Raw genomic sequence first — 13529 nt, 5'->3', positions numbered from 1 at the left:
AGTTTACAATCTTCCGCCCCCAGCCGCACTACCAAAGATGGTGTGCGGGTTATCAAATAGTAAATAACGGTATAGTTAAATGGAATGCACGCCCTCTTCTGGTTCACCAGACCTGCAACAGCCCCTGGCGGACTTGCGCCAATGGCTCAACAGCCAGATTGTCGGCCAGAGCCACCTTAACGAGCGCCTGCTGATCGCCCTGCTGGCAGACGGTCACCTGCTGGTGGAAGGGGCTCCCGGCCTTGCCAAGACCCGCGCCATCAAAACCCTGGCGGATGGTATTGAGGGGGATTTTCATCGCATCCAGTTCACCCCGGACCTGCTGCCCGCGGACATTACCGGCAGCGACATTTACCGCCACCAGGAAGGTTCTTTTCAGTTCCAGCCCGGCCCCATCTTCCACAACCTGGTTCTGGCGGACGAAATCAACCGCGCCCCGGCCAAAGTGCAATCGGCGCTGCTGGAAGCCATGGCGGAGCGGCAAATTAGTGTGGGCCGCAAAACCTACTCCCTGCCCAAGCTGTTTCTGGTAATGGCCACCCAAAACCCCATTGAACAGGAAGGCACCTATCCGCTGCCGGAAGCACAGATGGATCGCTTCCTGATGCACGTAATGGTGGACTACCCGGCCCCGGAAGCGGAGCGGGAAATCCTCCGCATCACCCGTGGCGAAGCCCTTGAGGAAACACAGCCACAGCCCCAGGTGGTCAGCGAAGACAACCTGCTGGCGGCACGCAAGCAAGTGGCGGCGCTGCATATGTCAGAGCAGGTAGAGGAATACCTGATACAACTGGTACTGGCCACCCGCCAACCGGATGCCTACTCAAAAGAACAGGGCAGCGACATCGGCGATTGGCTGGAATACGGCGCCAGCCCCCGTGCCACCATTGCCCTCGACCGCTGCGCCCGCGCCCACGCCTGGCTGCAAGGCCGCGACTACGTCAGCCCCGACGATGTCCGCAGCGTCGCCCACGACGTACTGCGCCACCGCCTGATACTCAGCTTCGAAAGCGAAGCCAGAGGTATCGATGCCAATCAGGTGATTGATAAATTGTTGGAAGTGGTGCCGTCGGCGTAGCTCCGTAGATGAGGTAGTAGTGATGCTTGGCTATGGAGTTCTTTTTGATGGGTCGCACGTCGCACGTCGCACGTCGCACGCTAAAGGCACCTTCGATATACAACAGCACTTTGCTGAAGGTTTTGGTGGCTACTGGCAGCGGATGATGGCATACAGCTTGATTATCTACAGCGTGCTTGGTTTTAGCGTGCGACGTGCGACATGCGACGTGCGACCGACTGATCAAACACCGCGGGCGACCACACCATGACCAAGCCCTCTACCACCGCCAACCAATTCGCCACCGCCGTCGCCAATATCGACGCCCTGGTGCAATTGCGCCACGGCATTGGCGATCTGACGTTTTTCCCTCGCAAAATTGTTGGCAGCCAGCTGGCTGGACAGGTGCGTTCCAGCTTTCGTGGCCGCGGTATGGATTTTGAGGAAGTGCGCCACTACCAGGCAGGGGACGATGTGCGCTCCATCGACTGGCGGGTAACCGCGCGCACGGAAACACCCCACACCAAGGTATTTCGGGAGGAGCGCGAGCGCCCGGTGTTGGTGATCGCCGATCTGCGCCGCGCCATGTTGTTTGGCAGCAAGCGCCTTAAGGCCAGCACGGTTTGCGAGCTGGCTACCGCCCTGGCCTGGGCCGGAATCGATAAAAACGATCGGGTGGGCGCCCTGCTGTTCGGCCCGCAGCAACAAATTACTGTGCGCCCCCGCCGCAGCCACCACAACGTGCTGCAGCTGATCCACGGCCTGCACGATTTGTGCTCACAACTGCCCGGCGCCGACAGCAATAAATTCACCCTGGCAAAGCTGCTGGAGGAAGGCCGTCGCATCGCCCACCCCGGCACCTCCCTGTTTGTGATCAGCGACTTCCACGACATAGACAATGCCAGCCGCGAACACCTGTACACCCTCACCCGCCACTGCGACCTCACCCTCTGCCAGGTATTCGACCCGCTGGAACGCCAGCTGCCCCCGGCGGGCACCTACCCCATCGTTAGCAATGGCGAGCGCCGCCTGCTCAACACCCGCAGCCGTCAACTGCAGCAGCGCTGCAGTGCCCTGTTTGACGACCACAACAAGCAATTGCAAAAACTCGCCGCACAGTTGGGTATGGGGCTGCTGAGGGTCAGCACCGATGACTCGGTGGTACAACTGCTGCGCAGCCACTACAGCAAACAGAGGCGCCGGGCATGAACGGCCAAACAGCGAATCCACTGGCGCAACTGCGGGACATCCACCTGCCGGAAGCTACAGGCTGGTGGCCGCTGGCGCCGGGCTTGTGGGCATTGCTGATCGCCGTGGCTGTGTTGTTGGCATTCGGTCTGTGGCTGTGGTGGCGCCGCTTTCGCCGCAACCGCTATCGTCGCTTGGCACAACGTATGCTGTCGCAGCACTTTGCGGATTTCCACAATCACCAAAACCAGAGCACCCTGTGCCAGCAGCTGGTCGCCACACTGCGCCGCTGCCTGCTGTCATCAGGCAACCAAACCTTGCGCCTGGCCAGCAGCCAACCCACGGCTCAACTGCTGCAGGCCCGTGGCCGCAAAGGGCAGCATTATTTCAGCCAGGAGTTAGCCTTTCAGGTGGAACAACAACTCTACGCTGGCGCACCGGCGCCTTTAAGTACAGCCACCACCCAGGAATTACAGCGCAGCGCCCTGCAATGGATTGCCGCCATCACAACCCTGCAATTTGGCGGGAGGCAGGCGAATGGCTGATTCCGCCACCCTGGTCTGGCAGTGGAGCTGGTTGCTGTGGTTGCTGCCCGCCCCCTGGTTGTATCGCGCTCTGCGCCCTGCCCTGGCCCAACAGAGCGCCGCGTTAACGGTGCCGGTGTATCAGCAATTACTGGATGCCGAGGCTGACACCCAGGGCCCCGCCCGCAAAAGCCCCTGGGCTTATTTACTGCTGGTTGTCGTCTGGCTTGGCTGTTTGCTGGCTGCCGCCCGCCCGGTGTGGATTGGCGAAGAAATTGAACTGCCCACCAGCGGCCGCGACCTGTTGCTGGCGGTGGATATTTCCGAAAGCATGAATGAACCAGATATGCCTCTGGGGCGAGATGTGCTGCGACGAATTCTCGCCGCCAAAGCGGTGGTGGGCCAATTTGTGGAACGCCGCAGCGGCGACCGTCTGGGTTTGATTCTGTTTGGTGGCCAGGCCTATCTGCAAGCGCCGCTGACTTTTGATCGCACCACAGTCAACCAATTGCTGCAGGAAGCGGAACTGGGCATGGCCGGCTCAGCCACCGCCATCGGCGACGCCATTGGCCTCGCCGTCAAGCAGCTTAAGGAACGCCCGGAAAATCACCGGATTTTGATTTTGCTGACCGATGGCTCCAACACCGCCGGCACTTTACAGCCTGTAGAAGCCGCGCAGGCAGCCGCACAGTTGGGCATTAAAATTTACACGGTTGGTATTGGTGGCGGTCGAAACAGTTGGTTTAGCCGCAATCAGGTAGACGAGAAAACCCTGCTGGAGATTGCCAACCTTACCGATGGCCAGTTTTATCGCGCCAAAGACGTGCAGCAGCTGAACAACATCTACCACCACCTGGATGAGTTGGAACCGGTGGAACAGGATGCGGAAACCCTGCGCCCCAGCAAAGCACTTTTCCACTGGCCATTGAGTGCGGCCCTGCTGGCCGCGCTGCTGTTGTTGGCGCGGCGCTTATTGTTGTCACAGGGAGCATGGAGAGGTCGCAATGGCTGAGTGGCAACAATTATTCAACGACTTTCACTGGCTGCGCCCTTGGTGGTTGCTGGCATTGCCCCTGGGTGCCTTGCTGCTGTGGCTGGGGCGCAACCGTATGGCACTGGGTGATTGGAGCAAAGTGATCGACCCGCGCTGGCTACCCCTGATGTTGGAATCAGGCGGGGAATCCAACTCCAACCAGCGCGCCCGCCTGTGGCTGTGGTTGCTGGCACTGACTCTGGCCTCCCTGGCACTGGCCGGGCCCACCTGGCAGCAACTGCCGCAGCCCCTGCACCGGGATCAAAGCGCCCTGGTGGTTTTGCTGGATCTGTCTCCATCCATGGCAGCGCAAGACATCAAGCCAGACCGCATCACCCGTGCGCGCTTCAAACTGCAGGATATCCTGCAGCAGCGCAACGAAGGGCAAACCGCATTGGTTGTTTATGGCGGCAGCGCCCACCTGGTGACCCCCTTAACCGACGACAGCGCCACCATCGTCTCACAACTGCCCGTACTGACCCCGCAGCTGATCAGCACCCCCGGCAGCAATACCGAAGCCGCTTTCGATCTGGCCCTGAAAACACTGAAAAACAGCGGTGTCAGCGGTGGCGACTTGTTGCTGATCAGCGACGGTGTGGCCGCCAGCGCACGCCGCTATATCCAGCAAACCCTGCGTGGCACTGGCCTGCGGCTGTCGATTCTCGGCGTTGGCAGCGAACAAGGTGCCCCCATACCCCTGGGGGACGGCAGCTTTGCCAAAGACAGCGGCGGCAATATCGTTATGCCCAAATTGTCGCGCCAACCATTGGCCCAACTGGCGCAAAGCAACGGCGGCCAATACAGCGACCTCACTGCCGACAACCGTGACCTGGAACTGCTGTTAGCGCATATCGACAACGTCACTCAGTCACCGCTGGGGCAACAGCGGGAACAATTGGAACGCACCTTTGACAGCTGGCACGACCAGGGCTACTGGTTGGCACTGCTGTTGTTGCCCCTGGCTTTACTGGCCTTTCGCAAAGGCTTGGTGGCCTGTTTGCTGCTCGCCCCGCTGCTGACTCTGTTGCCCAGCACGCCAGCACAGGCCGATGACAACACATCACTTCCAGAACGCCTTTCCCGTCAGCTACCAGACTTCCTCAAGACACCGGACCAGCGCGGCCAGGACGCTTTTCGCAACCAGCAATACGAACAGGCAGCGGAACAATTCCGCTCCCCCCAATGGCGCGGCAGTGCCGCTTATCGCCAGGGCGATTACCAGACTGCGCTGGAGGCATTCCAACAAGACAGTAGCGCCGATGGCCTGTACAACCAGGGCAACGCGTTGGCGCAACTGGGCGAGCTGGACAAAGCCATTGATGCCTACAACCAAGCGCTGCAGAAGAACCCACAACACCAGGACGCCGCCGCCAACAAAGCACTGGTGGAACAGCTCAAGCAACAACAGCAAAATCAGCCACAAGAGTCTGATTCACATCAGGACAACGAATCCGAAAAAAGCGAATCCAAGGACAGTGAAACCCAGGACGGCGAATCCCAGCAGCAGGATTCTGAACAGAGCGACTCTCAGCAAAATAACGAGGATAGTGATTCCTCTGATTCGCGAAGCGCTGATTCACAAGACTCTGAGTCGCAAAACTCTGAATCGCAAAATACGGACTCTCAAGACAAAGAACAGCAACAAAAGAGTGAACAACAAACCCCTGATGGCGAGCCGGAACAGCAGAGCGACCAACAACCAGCGCAAGACACATCCCAGCAAAACAGCGATGAAGAAGCCGAGCGCGCCATGGAGCAGTTTTTGCGCAAAGTGCCGGATAACCCCGGCGCCTTTTTAAAAGAAAAGTTTCGCCGCCAGCAACAACGGCAGCAGCCCCAGCGGCAGCCGGAGCGGTGGTGACCTATGTTTTGCCTCACCACAAAATTAAACCGTCATTGCGAGGAGCGAAGCGACGCGGCAATCTCCAGCCACACACTCCGAATAAAGAGATTGCCACGTCGCCTGCGGCTCCTCGCAATGACGGTGGAAAATATCCAGTATGCTTAATTCAAAGTTGATAACTAACCAACAATGACCTTTTTACTACGCCTTCTGCTCACCACCACACTGGCCGCATTTGCCGTCCAGTCAGCGGCCGCCACCCTCACCAGTTCCGTGGATCGCACCACCCTGAGCGCCAATGAGACCTTGCAATTAACCGTTATCTACCAGGGCGATACCCCATCCTCAGAACCAGACTTCGCCGTTCTCGACAGCAACTTTGAGCGAATATCCGCCCCCAGCCGCCAACAGAACTACAGCTGGATCAACGGCAAATCCGAGTCTTCCCTTACCTGGACCATCAGCCTGCACCCCAAGAGCAGTGGCACACTCACTATCCCCGCCTTTCAAGTCGATGGCGCAAGCAGCCGACCCATCAGCGTCAACGTCCGGCCCGCGGCCACCAAACCCGGCGAGCAAAACCCGGTATTTCTCGATGTGGAAGCGGACAAAGACAGCTTGTATGTGCAGGAACAGTTATTACTGACCTACCGCCTCTACCACGAAGTACCGCTGGCCAATATCAAACCAGGCTGGGGAGATATTGCCAACAGCGAAGTGCTGCAACTGGGCCACAGCGAATACCGAGCAACACTGGACGGACGCAACTACGAGGTGGTTGAATGGAAATTTGCCGTTTTCCCCAGCGCCAGCGGCACTCTGGACATTCCCGCGTTTCGCATTAACGCCTACAGCCCCAGCAGTATTCGTTTTCGCAACGGTCGCCGCTTCAGCCAGTTCAGCAAACCACTCAGCCTGGCCGTAAAGCCCCAGCCCGCCAACAGCGGCAGACACTGGTTGCCCGCCCGCAAAGTGGAACTCAAAGAGCAAGCCATTGACCCCAACAAGGAATGGCGCGTTGGCGAACCATTGACCCGCAAAATCACCCTCACCGGTATGGGCACCACCTCCGCCCTGCTGCCTGAAATCCCCCTGCCCGCCAGCAGCGACTTCCGCAGCTACCCGGATCAACCACAACTGGAACAGGCAGCAGGCAGTGACACAGTGGTGGCCAGCCGCACCGAATCCGTCGCTCTGGTACCCAACCAGCCGGGCATCGTCACCCTGCCCGCCGTAGAGCTGCAATGGTGGAATACCCAAAGCCAACAACTGGAAACCGCCCGCCTGCCAGAGCGAACACTGCAAGTACTACCGGCAGAAACCACTGCGTACACACCAACCGCTGTGCAACCACAAATCGCGCCCGCCGCACCCGTCGAGCAACAATCTGGCTGGTTATTAAAACTGTCCGTTGCGACCAATATCGCCCTCGCCATAATCGCCGTTGTTTTACTGTTGCAACTTCGCCGGCGAAAATCACTACCAACCGCTGAAAACAAGCCTGAAGAAAAGCAACAACTCGGCGATGAAAAAGAACTGTTCACCATCGTAAGGCGCCACGCCAAGGCCGGTGACATCAAACAAACTCGGGAAGCCATCCTGCAGTGGGCGCAGTGCTACTGGCCCAATCAAAGCGCTATCACCCTGGACAAACTGGGGCAGCTGAGCGGCGATCCGGAACTGCCCAAGCAACTGGTGGCTCTTGACCAGTCGCTCTATGGCGCGGTAAAAACAGAGGTGGATTTACAGTGGATTGCTACCCAGTTAAAACGCTTCCGGGCTCATGGTGGGACAGCGAATTCAGGAAAAGAAAAAAACGGCTTGCAGCCGCTTTATCCGGGGTGAGGCAGTGCTCTTAAATTTCGGAACTGAACTATTGCCTTGTCAGGAAGCATCCAGCCAACCCTGCTCAACAGCATGCTCTAGTTTTGAAATAAACCACCCGTAGATTTCCGGGTTCTCATTTTCAATAAACTGATGCATCTTTAACACTTGATTCTTGTGTATGCCGTTGTCCTGCCATGCACGACCTTCACTAGTAATGTTGTGAAGGAATGGCAACAGGCGATCAATGACTTTCAGTAATTTTGCTTCTTTGCTTTCACCAGCTTCTTGTTCTTCCCAAAGCTCAACGATATTTCCAATTGGGTTGCCCGAATGCGAAGCAATCTGCTTTACACTCTCACGCTCCTGAATGTGAGCATCGTCTCTGTGACTGCTATAAAGAAAGGTATCTCCAGCACCGATTTCGCCGAGATCATGGATCAATGCCAACTGAATGAGCTTCGGCACGTCGTAATCATCTTGCAATAGCTCTGCGAAAGCCCAACAAGCCATAGCTAAATGCCATGAATGTTCTGCCGAGTTTTCGACTCTCTCACCACCATTGATGTAGGTGCGACGATTCACCGACTTCAAGACATCTAACTGCAACATGAAATCTGATATTTCTGAAATTCTGTTGGTCAATTTTTGTCTCCTGGCACCGCGATAGACAACAGCTTTGGAGTGGTTATTTTTGCGCCAGCGTAACGTACAGCACAAAAACGAGCAACGGAAAAGCTGCCAGCTTGTTTGTCTTGTTAGATGCCTTACTGTAATCTATGCGCATTAACATACGCACGAGACTACACATGCAAACATTGTACGATTTAAACGCCCCCAAAAAGCCTACAAATCTCAGCATAAACAGTGACTTACTAGCAAAGTCTCGCTTGCTCAACATTAATCTTTCAGCCACTCTAGAACAAGCACTGAGAGCCAAGTTAGCTGAAAAAGAAGCCGAATCCTGGAAACAGCAAAACGCTAATGCCATTCGGGCATACAATGAGTTTGTTGAAGAAAACGGATTGTTCAGTGACGAATTCAGGACGTTTTAATGAGCCAGTTTGATGTTTACAAAAACCCAAGCAAAACAAGTAAAAAACACCTGCCTTACCTGCTTGATGTACAGAATAATTTTCTCGAAGATCTATCAACAAGGATAGTAATACCACTTGGCTTAAAATCTTCGTTCCGAAATGAAGAGATGGATAAACTTACACCAACAATTAGTTATCTTGATGAAGAGTTACTACTTTTAACCCCTCAAATTTCTTCTGTACCAGCTTCCATTTTAAAGAATCAAATAGGATCACTTGCACATATCAGATCGGAAATTATCAATTCATTGGATTTTGCTATTTCGGGCATTTAAGGCCCAAGGCAGCTGACGCGGCGGCAGTCAGCCCACTCTTGCTAAGCTTTTACCTTTAAAGCAATAAATGAACTAAATTCTTTATAACCTGGCATCATGTAGTCAACCATAACTATGACCCTGTTATCAGCCGAGTATAGCCAAAACAATTGCAAAGCATGTGATTCTTTAACCCTCATCCCTGAGGACCATTTGTGCACCTCTACTCTTTTTCCGGCTGAAATTTCTATAGCCTCATCTGTAAGAGTGTATTCATGGTGCAAGTACTTTAATAATTTGAAGCCAAGGTAACTGAGATAGCCAAAAAACAAAGAGCCGATAACGAAAATAAAAAAATTTCCGCCTATTCCCGCCGTATACTCACTGTACGCCCAGTATCCGCTAGCAATAGACATGAGTGGAAAGAAGGCTATTCCGAAATACAAGGCCGATATCAATACCTTCGAATTTTTATATTTCATACCACACTCCATATGAATCCGTGCACATGGACGCCGCTTGGGCGCCCAAGCGGCGCAGCCGCGGTGCACTACATCTTGTTAACTGTTTTTACGTGAAGCACTTTCTTCCTCTAAGAACTTGGACACTTTTTCAATAACTCGCAAAGCCTCAGGAACTTGATTTTCTGGCCTCAAAGAGAAGATCAGCTTCTCAAACTCATTATCTAAGGCATTAATTTCCCACTCGATTCTATTGGATTCAAGAGGAGCATCAGCCTCGTACTCTTGGGAGTTCAAATAGACACGAACTAAACGTTGAGCCTCTGCAACAGAGATTAAGCCTCTCGACAACTCAGTTCTAATCATTCGCATATCCTTCATATCAAACCAACGTCGCGCACATGGGCGCAGCTTGCCGGCGTCCAAGCTGCGAAGCTGCAGAGTGCTGCACTTTGTTAACTGCGATCTTTAGAGATATTTTCAACTTCACGCCAATTGATGATTTTTTCGGTAAATGGCCATGATTTTGCTATTGCCTTTAATAACCCAATTTCCTGAGCCGTTGCTCCTATAAAACAACCTAGAGCAAGAAGAAACAGACCAGCCTCGCTAACCCAGTAGAGAAATACCGCAATAGATGAAAATATAAGCCTAAATGTCAACTTGCCTTTCATCGCAGATAGTGAGTCAGAAATTCGTATACCTTTTTCTCTCTGCAAGAGAAGCTTTTGAGCTAGTTCATAGTCCTTCATTATGTACCCTGCTGTTAACGCCTTGCTAAGGGGCGGCGCACGCAGTGCGACGTCCCGCGGAGGGCCGTAGGCCCGGAGTGCACTTGAGCAACTGGTTATGTGCCAGACTTGGCACGTTGTAGCCCAGTACACCAAAACTATCAGTTAAGGCAAAACCCTGCTTTTTGATGTGAACGACCAAAACTGCTCCCTGCCCTACCTTTGAACGGTGCCACGAAGAACGAACACCCCGAATTTAACAATACTGACTTTACCTACTTTTGGGGCCACGTTGCCTCGGTGCCAAACCGTGATGTTTTGGTATTTCTTGGCACAAACCAAAATCCTGAATCTTGTGCAACAGCTTTTCTATTTTTATGACAAAAGCCTTAAAGGCACATAGACATTATGACCCCGAAGGTGGCTAGCCTCCGCGGGTCGTGGGTTAGCGTAAAGCCAGAGCCATACTGTATGTACTCATCCATACAATCGGAGGCTAGCCATGAGCAACCATAGCATAATCTTTGTCGGCCTAGACACGCACAAAGAGTTCACCGAAATCGCCTACTCCCTCAACAACCGACGCTCTCCTGTCCAGCACCTGAGACGTATCAAAACCACCAAACTCGCCATCTCAAAACTCTGCCGACAGCTGCAATCCAAATACCCAAAAGCCACTCTGCATTTTGTCTACGAAGCAGGCCCATGCGGCTATTGGGTATATCGCTTGTTGAGTCAGCTCGGCCACTGCTGTTACATCGTCGCCCCGTCGCTAATTCCTCGCAAACCGGGCGACCGGGTTAAAACCGACAAACGCGATGCCGCTTTGTTGACGCAGCTTTTGAAGAATCACGATATCAACCCCATCTATGTGCCCGAACCAGAAGACGAAGCCATACGGGATTTATCCCGTGCTCGTGAGCGCGCCATGAAGGATCTGAATGACGCTCGCTATCAGTTAAAGGCGTTGCTGCTGCGCAATAATATTCACTATGACGGGCGAGCCAACTGGTCCATGAAACATTTGCGCTGGCTCACCGAGCTGATTCTTCCCCACCAGTGCCAACAAATCGTGCTGCAGGAGATGATTCAAACGATCACTGAACGCATTGCCCGCCTCAAGCGGCTGGATAATGAACTCGCCCACCAGATCAAATTATGGCGTTATTACCCGGTAGTGAAAGCCATACAGGCCATGCGCGGTGTTCGCCTTTTAGTCGCCGCCGGAGTAATTGCCGAACTGGGGGATTTAACCCGTTTCGACCACCCCAGGAAGTTGATGAGTTATGTGGGGCTAACACCCAGTGAACATTCCAGCGGTGGACGACGACACCTGGGGGCAATCACCAAGGCCGGTAATTGCAGAGCAAGGCGGTTACTCACGGAAGGCGCTCACAGCTATCGGTACACGGCCAACATCTCTACCGATATGCAGAAGCGTCAGGAAGGGTTAAGCAAGGAAATTATCGATATTGCCTGGCAAGCGCAGATGCGGCTGTGTCGGCGTTATCGCCGGTTAATGCAGCGAGGTAAACATCGCAATCTGGTGATCGCTGCCATTGCGCGAGAGATGATCGCCTTTATCTGGCGAATATCCCAGGAAGTGGTGCTGAGCAAAGTCGACCCGAAAACCCGGTTGGCCAGGGTGCCATCATGATTTGGTTAGAGTTGATGCATTGGATCAAGCAACGGGTGTGGTGCAACCACCGACGGCGTTAGGAAGGCAGTGAACTCTGTTCATTGATCCACGAGCATAGACTGAAGACAGGCACCACGACGGAAAAAGTAAGGTTGGACAGGTTGATCAAACGATCAGCAACCCACGAATATCAGCATGTAAACCGACGACAGTACTTGCTTCATTCAGTGCATCGACTCACTTAATCGAAAGTAAAACAGGGCTTTGAAAAAACAGGCAGGGACAACTACGTTCTATTTGACATTCGGGGTCATATCAACGCCGTGCACACGGGCAGGCAAAGCAGCGCTTTGGCTGTCCGAGCGGCGCAGCCGCGCTGTGCTGCACCTGGTTATGTTTCACTTACACTTACCCTTCTTAATTGTTCATGCGGATTCCAATTAGATGGAGGATTTCCATCAAACCACTTCATTCCATGTGATATCCAAAAGTTTCTATGCCACTCATACATCCCCTCCTTAGTAGTATAAGGAGATGAATTACTGGCCTGCGATTCACCGGAAACTTCGCCTTCTTGTGAAACTACTCGAACATTAATAGTTCTTTCTTCCGGAACATCATCGTACCCAAACTCAAACGAGCAACAGCTACATATTTCATGGCTGGGATATGAAGGGTCGAGCTCTAGTCCATCCCAACCGCAAACTGGACATATGAAATTCATATTTTTAGTAAACATAACGCCGCAAACATGGGCGACGCGGAGCGGCGTCCATGTGCTTTGCCTGGTTATGTGTGAGACTAGCTAATAGCATAAAAGGGAGCCATATAAACCAAAAATGAACAAACCAAAAATAAAAACCCCAACGCAAGTTTGGTGCTACCGTTTTTAAAGCCAAAACTTTTGTATAAATAATATGGAACACCAATTGGCGGTAAAAAAGCACAAAGAATTTTTGCGCCAGATGGAGGGGAAATACTATGCTCAGACGCATGCAACACACACCAACCAAACATAAGAAACGCAATTATCAGTGCATGAGCCAAAGATATAGCATCTTGAACACTTGGATAAATTGCCTCCAATATGCCAGAACCTAGAAAGCTAAGCAGAAATACTGCTAAATATTTCTTCGAACTAGACATTATCCCGCCTACACATAACGCCGCGAACAGCCGTTTATTTAAGGTGCAACCTTAAATAAATCGGTTGCTTCGCTTTGTTACATTTATTTTTTTGCACCTAAAACTTGAAACTGATCTACAAACATTGCCTGGCTAATTATCCAAGTATTTTTTGGTTTGTAAAAATAGAACTCCCAAACAATAGGATGAACTTCATATTTAGCAACCGTAACCATACGAACAACGGATGGTGAAATCTCTTCATACGAAACCTTTTCAAAACCCAGATAATTACCGTAGAAAGCACCCAGAGAATTGATTTGCTGTTTTAAGACAGTAAGAGCTTGAATTTTCTGCTGCATGGTTGGGTTGTTTGAATATAGATTATCGATTGCCTGATCGGCTTTTCCTGCAGAAATCTCTGAGAAAAACTGATCTACCTGACTTGTCGGATTACCTTCATATCCTGTCGCATTGTTAGCGAACAATAAGACCGAGATTATTAATATAATATTTTTCATCTTTACTCCGATATAAAAATGTAACGCCCTGATAAGGGGCAGACAAACCAACGGTTTGGCTGTCCCGCGGAGGCTGCGTTTTTTGCAGCCGGAGTAAACTTGAGCAACTTGTATGATTGAAATTCCATTATTTCGTTATTGATTCTCAAGCGATAAGGTGAGGCCCAAGCCTGCGCACCAGGCTTTCAGCGTGGCAGCTCGATGCCGACTTGGTGCAGACAATGTCTAGCCC

At 52.6% G+C, this 13529-nt stretch carries 15 protein-coding genes; 9 read left to right on the top strand and 6 right to left on the bottom strand.

All coding sequences use genetic code 11. The annotated features are described in order from the left end of the window. Positions 1 to 79: 79 nt before the first annotated feature. The 6 genes from QSV34_RS06940 (at position 80) to QSV34_RS06915 (ending at position 7490) form a co-directional block, all read left to right on the top strand. Positions 80 to 1078, top strand: a complete 999-nt coding sequence (locus QSV34_RS06940; RefSeq protein WP_289153185.1) for an AAA family ATPase — start codon at positions 80 to 82, stop codon at positions 1076 to 1078. A 246-nt stretch (positions 1079 to 1324) separates the two neighbouring features. Beyond that, positions 1325 to 2266: a DUF58 domain-containing protein gene (locus QSV34_RS06935; protein ID WP_289153183.1), complete on the top strand. Its 942-nt coding sequence runs from the start codon at positions 1325 to 1327 to the stop codon at positions 2264 to 2266. Then, positions 2263 to 2790 carry a DUF4381 domain-containing protein gene (locus QSV34_RS06930; RefSeq protein WP_289153182.1) on the top strand — a complete coding sequence of 176 codons (528 nt, stop codon included), beginning with the start codon at positions 2263 to 2265 and terminating at the stop codon, positions 2788 to 2790. The genes QSV34_RS06935 and QSV34_RS06930 overlap by 4 nt, the downstream gene beginning before the upstream one ends. Continuing rightward, entirely contained in the window at positions 2783 to 3781 is a 999-nt protein-coding gene (locus QSV34_RS06925; RefSeq protein WP_289153181.1) for a VWA domain-containing protein, read from the top strand. The genes QSV34_RS06930 and QSV34_RS06925 overlap by 8 nt, the downstream gene beginning before the upstream one ends. After that, positions 3774 to 5663, top strand: a complete 1890-nt coding sequence (locus QSV34_RS06920; RefSeq protein ID WP_289153179.1) for a VWA domain-containing protein — start codon at positions 3774 to 3776, stop codon at positions 5661 to 5663. Before QSV34_RS06925 ends, QSV34_RS06920 begins: the two co-directional genes overlap by 8 nt. Positions 5664 to 5834: 171 nt before the next feature. After that, positions 5835 to 7490, top strand: a complete 1656-nt coding sequence (locus tag QSV34_RS06915) for a BatD family protein (protein WP_289153177.1) — start codon at positions 5835 to 5837, stop codon at positions 7488 to 7490. A 39-nt stretch (positions 7491 to 7529) separates the two neighbouring features. On the opposite strand, the gene QSV34_RS06910 is transcribed toward QSV34_RS06915, so the two are convergent. Then, positions 7530 to 8114: an HD domain-containing protein gene (locus QSV34_RS06910; RefSeq protein WP_289153175.1), complete on the bottom strand. Its 585-nt coding sequence runs from the start codon at positions 8112 to 8114 to the stop codon at positions 7530 to 7532. Positions 8115 to 8278: 164 nt separating this feature from the next. Here QSV34_RS06910 and QSV34_RS06905 point away from each other — a divergent pair, with 164 nt between their 5' ends. Both QSV34_RS06905 and QSV34_RS06900 read left to right on the top strand, forming a co-directional pair. Beyond that, positions 8279 to 8524 carry a type II toxin-antitoxin system CcdA family antitoxin gene (locus QSV34_RS06905; protein WP_289153173.1) on the top strand — a complete coding sequence of 82 codons (246 nt, stop codon included), beginning with the start codon at positions 8279 to 8281 and terminating at the stop codon, positions 8522 to 8524. Beyond that, positions 8524 to 8841, top strand: a complete 318-nt coding sequence (locus QSV34_RS06900) for a CcdB family protein (RefSeq protein ID WP_289153171.1) — start codon at positions 8524 to 8526, stop codon at positions 8839 to 8841. Before QSV34_RS06905 ends, QSV34_RS06900 begins: the two co-directional genes overlap by 1 nt. Positions 8842 to 8882: 41 nt before the next feature. On the opposite strand, the gene QSV34_RS06895 is transcribed toward QSV34_RS06900, so the two are convergent. The 3 genes from QSV34_RS06895 to QSV34_RS06885 all read right to left on the bottom strand — a co-directional run bounded on the left by QSV34_RS06895 (position 8883) and on the right by QSV34_RS06885 (position 10033). Continuing rightward, positions 8883 to 9302 (bottom strand): hypothetical protein, encoded by a 420-nt coding sequence (locus QSV34_RS06895; RefSeq protein ID WP_289153169.1) that lies wholly within the window; start codon positions 9300 to 9302, stop codon positions 8883 to 8885. Positions 9303 to 9380: 78 nt separating this feature from the next. Beyond that, the gene (locus QSV34_RS06890) at positions 9381 to 9647 is read right to left on the bottom strand and encodes a hypothetical protein (protein WP_289153167.1); all 267 of its coding nucleotides are present in this window, start codon (positions 9645 to 9647) and stop codon (positions 9381 to 9383) included. An 89-nt stretch (positions 9648 to 9736) separates the two neighbouring features. Next, positions 9737 to 10033 carry a hypothetical protein gene (locus QSV34_RS06885; protein WP_289153165.1) on the bottom strand — a complete coding sequence of 99 codons (297 nt, stop codon included), beginning with the start codon at positions 10031 to 10033 and terminating at the stop codon, positions 9737 to 9739. A gap of 481 nt (positions 10034 to 10514) precedes the next feature. Here QSV34_RS06885 and QSV34_RS06880 point away from each other — a divergent pair, with 481 nt between their 5' ends. Next, on the top strand, positions 10515 to 11669 hold the full coding sequence (locus QSV34_RS06880) for an IS110 family RNA-guided transposase (RefSeq protein WP_289153164.1): 1155 nt from the start codon (positions 10515 to 10517) through the stop codon (positions 11667 to 11669). Positions 11670 to 12452: 783 nt separating this feature from the next. On the opposite strand, the gene QSV34_RS06875 is transcribed toward QSV34_RS06880, so the two are convergent. Both QSV34_RS06875 and QSV34_RS06870 read right to left on the bottom strand, forming a co-directional pair. After that, complete coding sequence (locus QSV34_RS06875) at positions 12453 to 12797, bottom strand: hypothetical protein (RefSeq protein ID WP_289153163.1); 345 nt, start codon at positions 12795 to 12797, stop codon at positions 12453 to 12455. 83 nt (positions 12798 to 12880) lie between these two features. Beyond that, entirely contained in the window at positions 12881 to 13297 is a 417-nt protein-coding gene (locus tag QSV34_RS06870) for a hypothetical protein (protein WP_289153161.1), read from the bottom strand. Positions 13298 to 13529 lie beyond the last annotated feature (232 nt).

Origin of the sequence: Porticoccus sp. W117, from assembly GCF_030341905.1 — a bacterium.
In the GTDB taxonomy this organism is placed as follows: Bacteria; Pseudomonadota; Gammaproteobacteria; order Pseudomonadales; family Porticoccaceae; genus SCSIO-12696.
This window is presented reverse-complemented; position numbering and strand designations above follow the sequence as displayed.

What these genes read in the sequence shown, in the direction of transcription:
- QSV34_RS06940 (WP_289153185.1), top strand. Translation starts at nt 80, where the DNA reads ATGGAATGCACGCCCTCTTCTGGTTCACCAGACCTGCAACAGCCCCTG.
- QSV34_RS06935 (WP_289153183.1), top strand. Translation starts at nt 1,325, where the DNA reads ATGACCAAGCCCTCTACCACCGCCAACCAATTCGCCACCGCCGTCGCC.
- QSV34_RS06930 (WP_289153182.1), top strand. Translation starts at nt 2,263, where the DNA reads ATGAACGGCCAAACAGCGAATCCACTGGCGCAACTGCGGGACATCCAC.
- QSV34_RS06925 (WP_289153181.1), top strand. Translation starts at nt 2,783, where the DNA reads ATGGCTGATTCCGCCACCCTGGTCTGGCAGTGGAGCTGGTTGCTGTGG.
- QSV34_RS06920 (WP_289153179.1), top strand. Translation starts at nt 3,774, where the DNA reads ATGGCTGAGTGGCAACAATTATTCAACGACTTTCACTGGCTGCGCCCT.
- QSV34_RS06915 (WP_289153177.1), top strand. Translation starts at nt 5,835, where the DNA reads ATGACCTTTTTACTACGCCTTCTGCTCACCACCACACTGGCCGCATTT.
- QSV34_RS06905 (WP_289153173.1), top strand. Translation starts at nt 8,279, where the DNA reads ATGCAAACATTGTACGATTTAAACGCCCCCAAAAAGCCTACAAATCTC.
- QSV34_RS06900 (WP_289153171.1), top strand. Translation starts at nt 8,524, where the DNA reads ATGAGCCAGTTTGATGTTTACAAAAACCCAAGCAAAACAAGTAAAAAA.
- QSV34_RS06895 (WP_289153169.1), bottom strand. Translation starts at nt 9,302, where the DNA reads ATGAAATATAAAAATTCGAAGGTATTGATATCGGCCTTGTATTTCGGA.
- QSV34_RS06890 (WP_289153167.1), bottom strand. Translation starts at nt 9,647, where the DNA reads ATGATTAGAACTGAGTTGTCGAGAGGCTTAATCTCTGTTGCAGAGGCT.
- QSV34_RS06885 (WP_289153165.1), bottom strand. Translation starts at nt 10,033, where the DNA reads ATGAAGGACTATGAACTAGCTCAAAAGCTTCTCTTGCAGAGAGAAAAA.
- QSV34_RS06880 (WP_289153164.1), top strand. Translation starts at nt 10,515, where the DNA reads ATGAGCAACCATAGCATAATCTTTGTCGGCCTAGACACGCACAAAGAG.
- QSV34_RS06875 (WP_289153163.1), bottom strand. Translation starts at nt 12,797, where the DNA reads ATGTCTAGTTCGAAGAAATATTTAGCAGTATTTCTGCTTAGCTTTCTA.
- QSV34_RS06870 (WP_289153161.1), bottom strand. Translation starts at nt 13,297, where the DNA reads ATGAAAAATATTATATTAATAATCTCGGTCTTATTGTTCGCTAACAAT.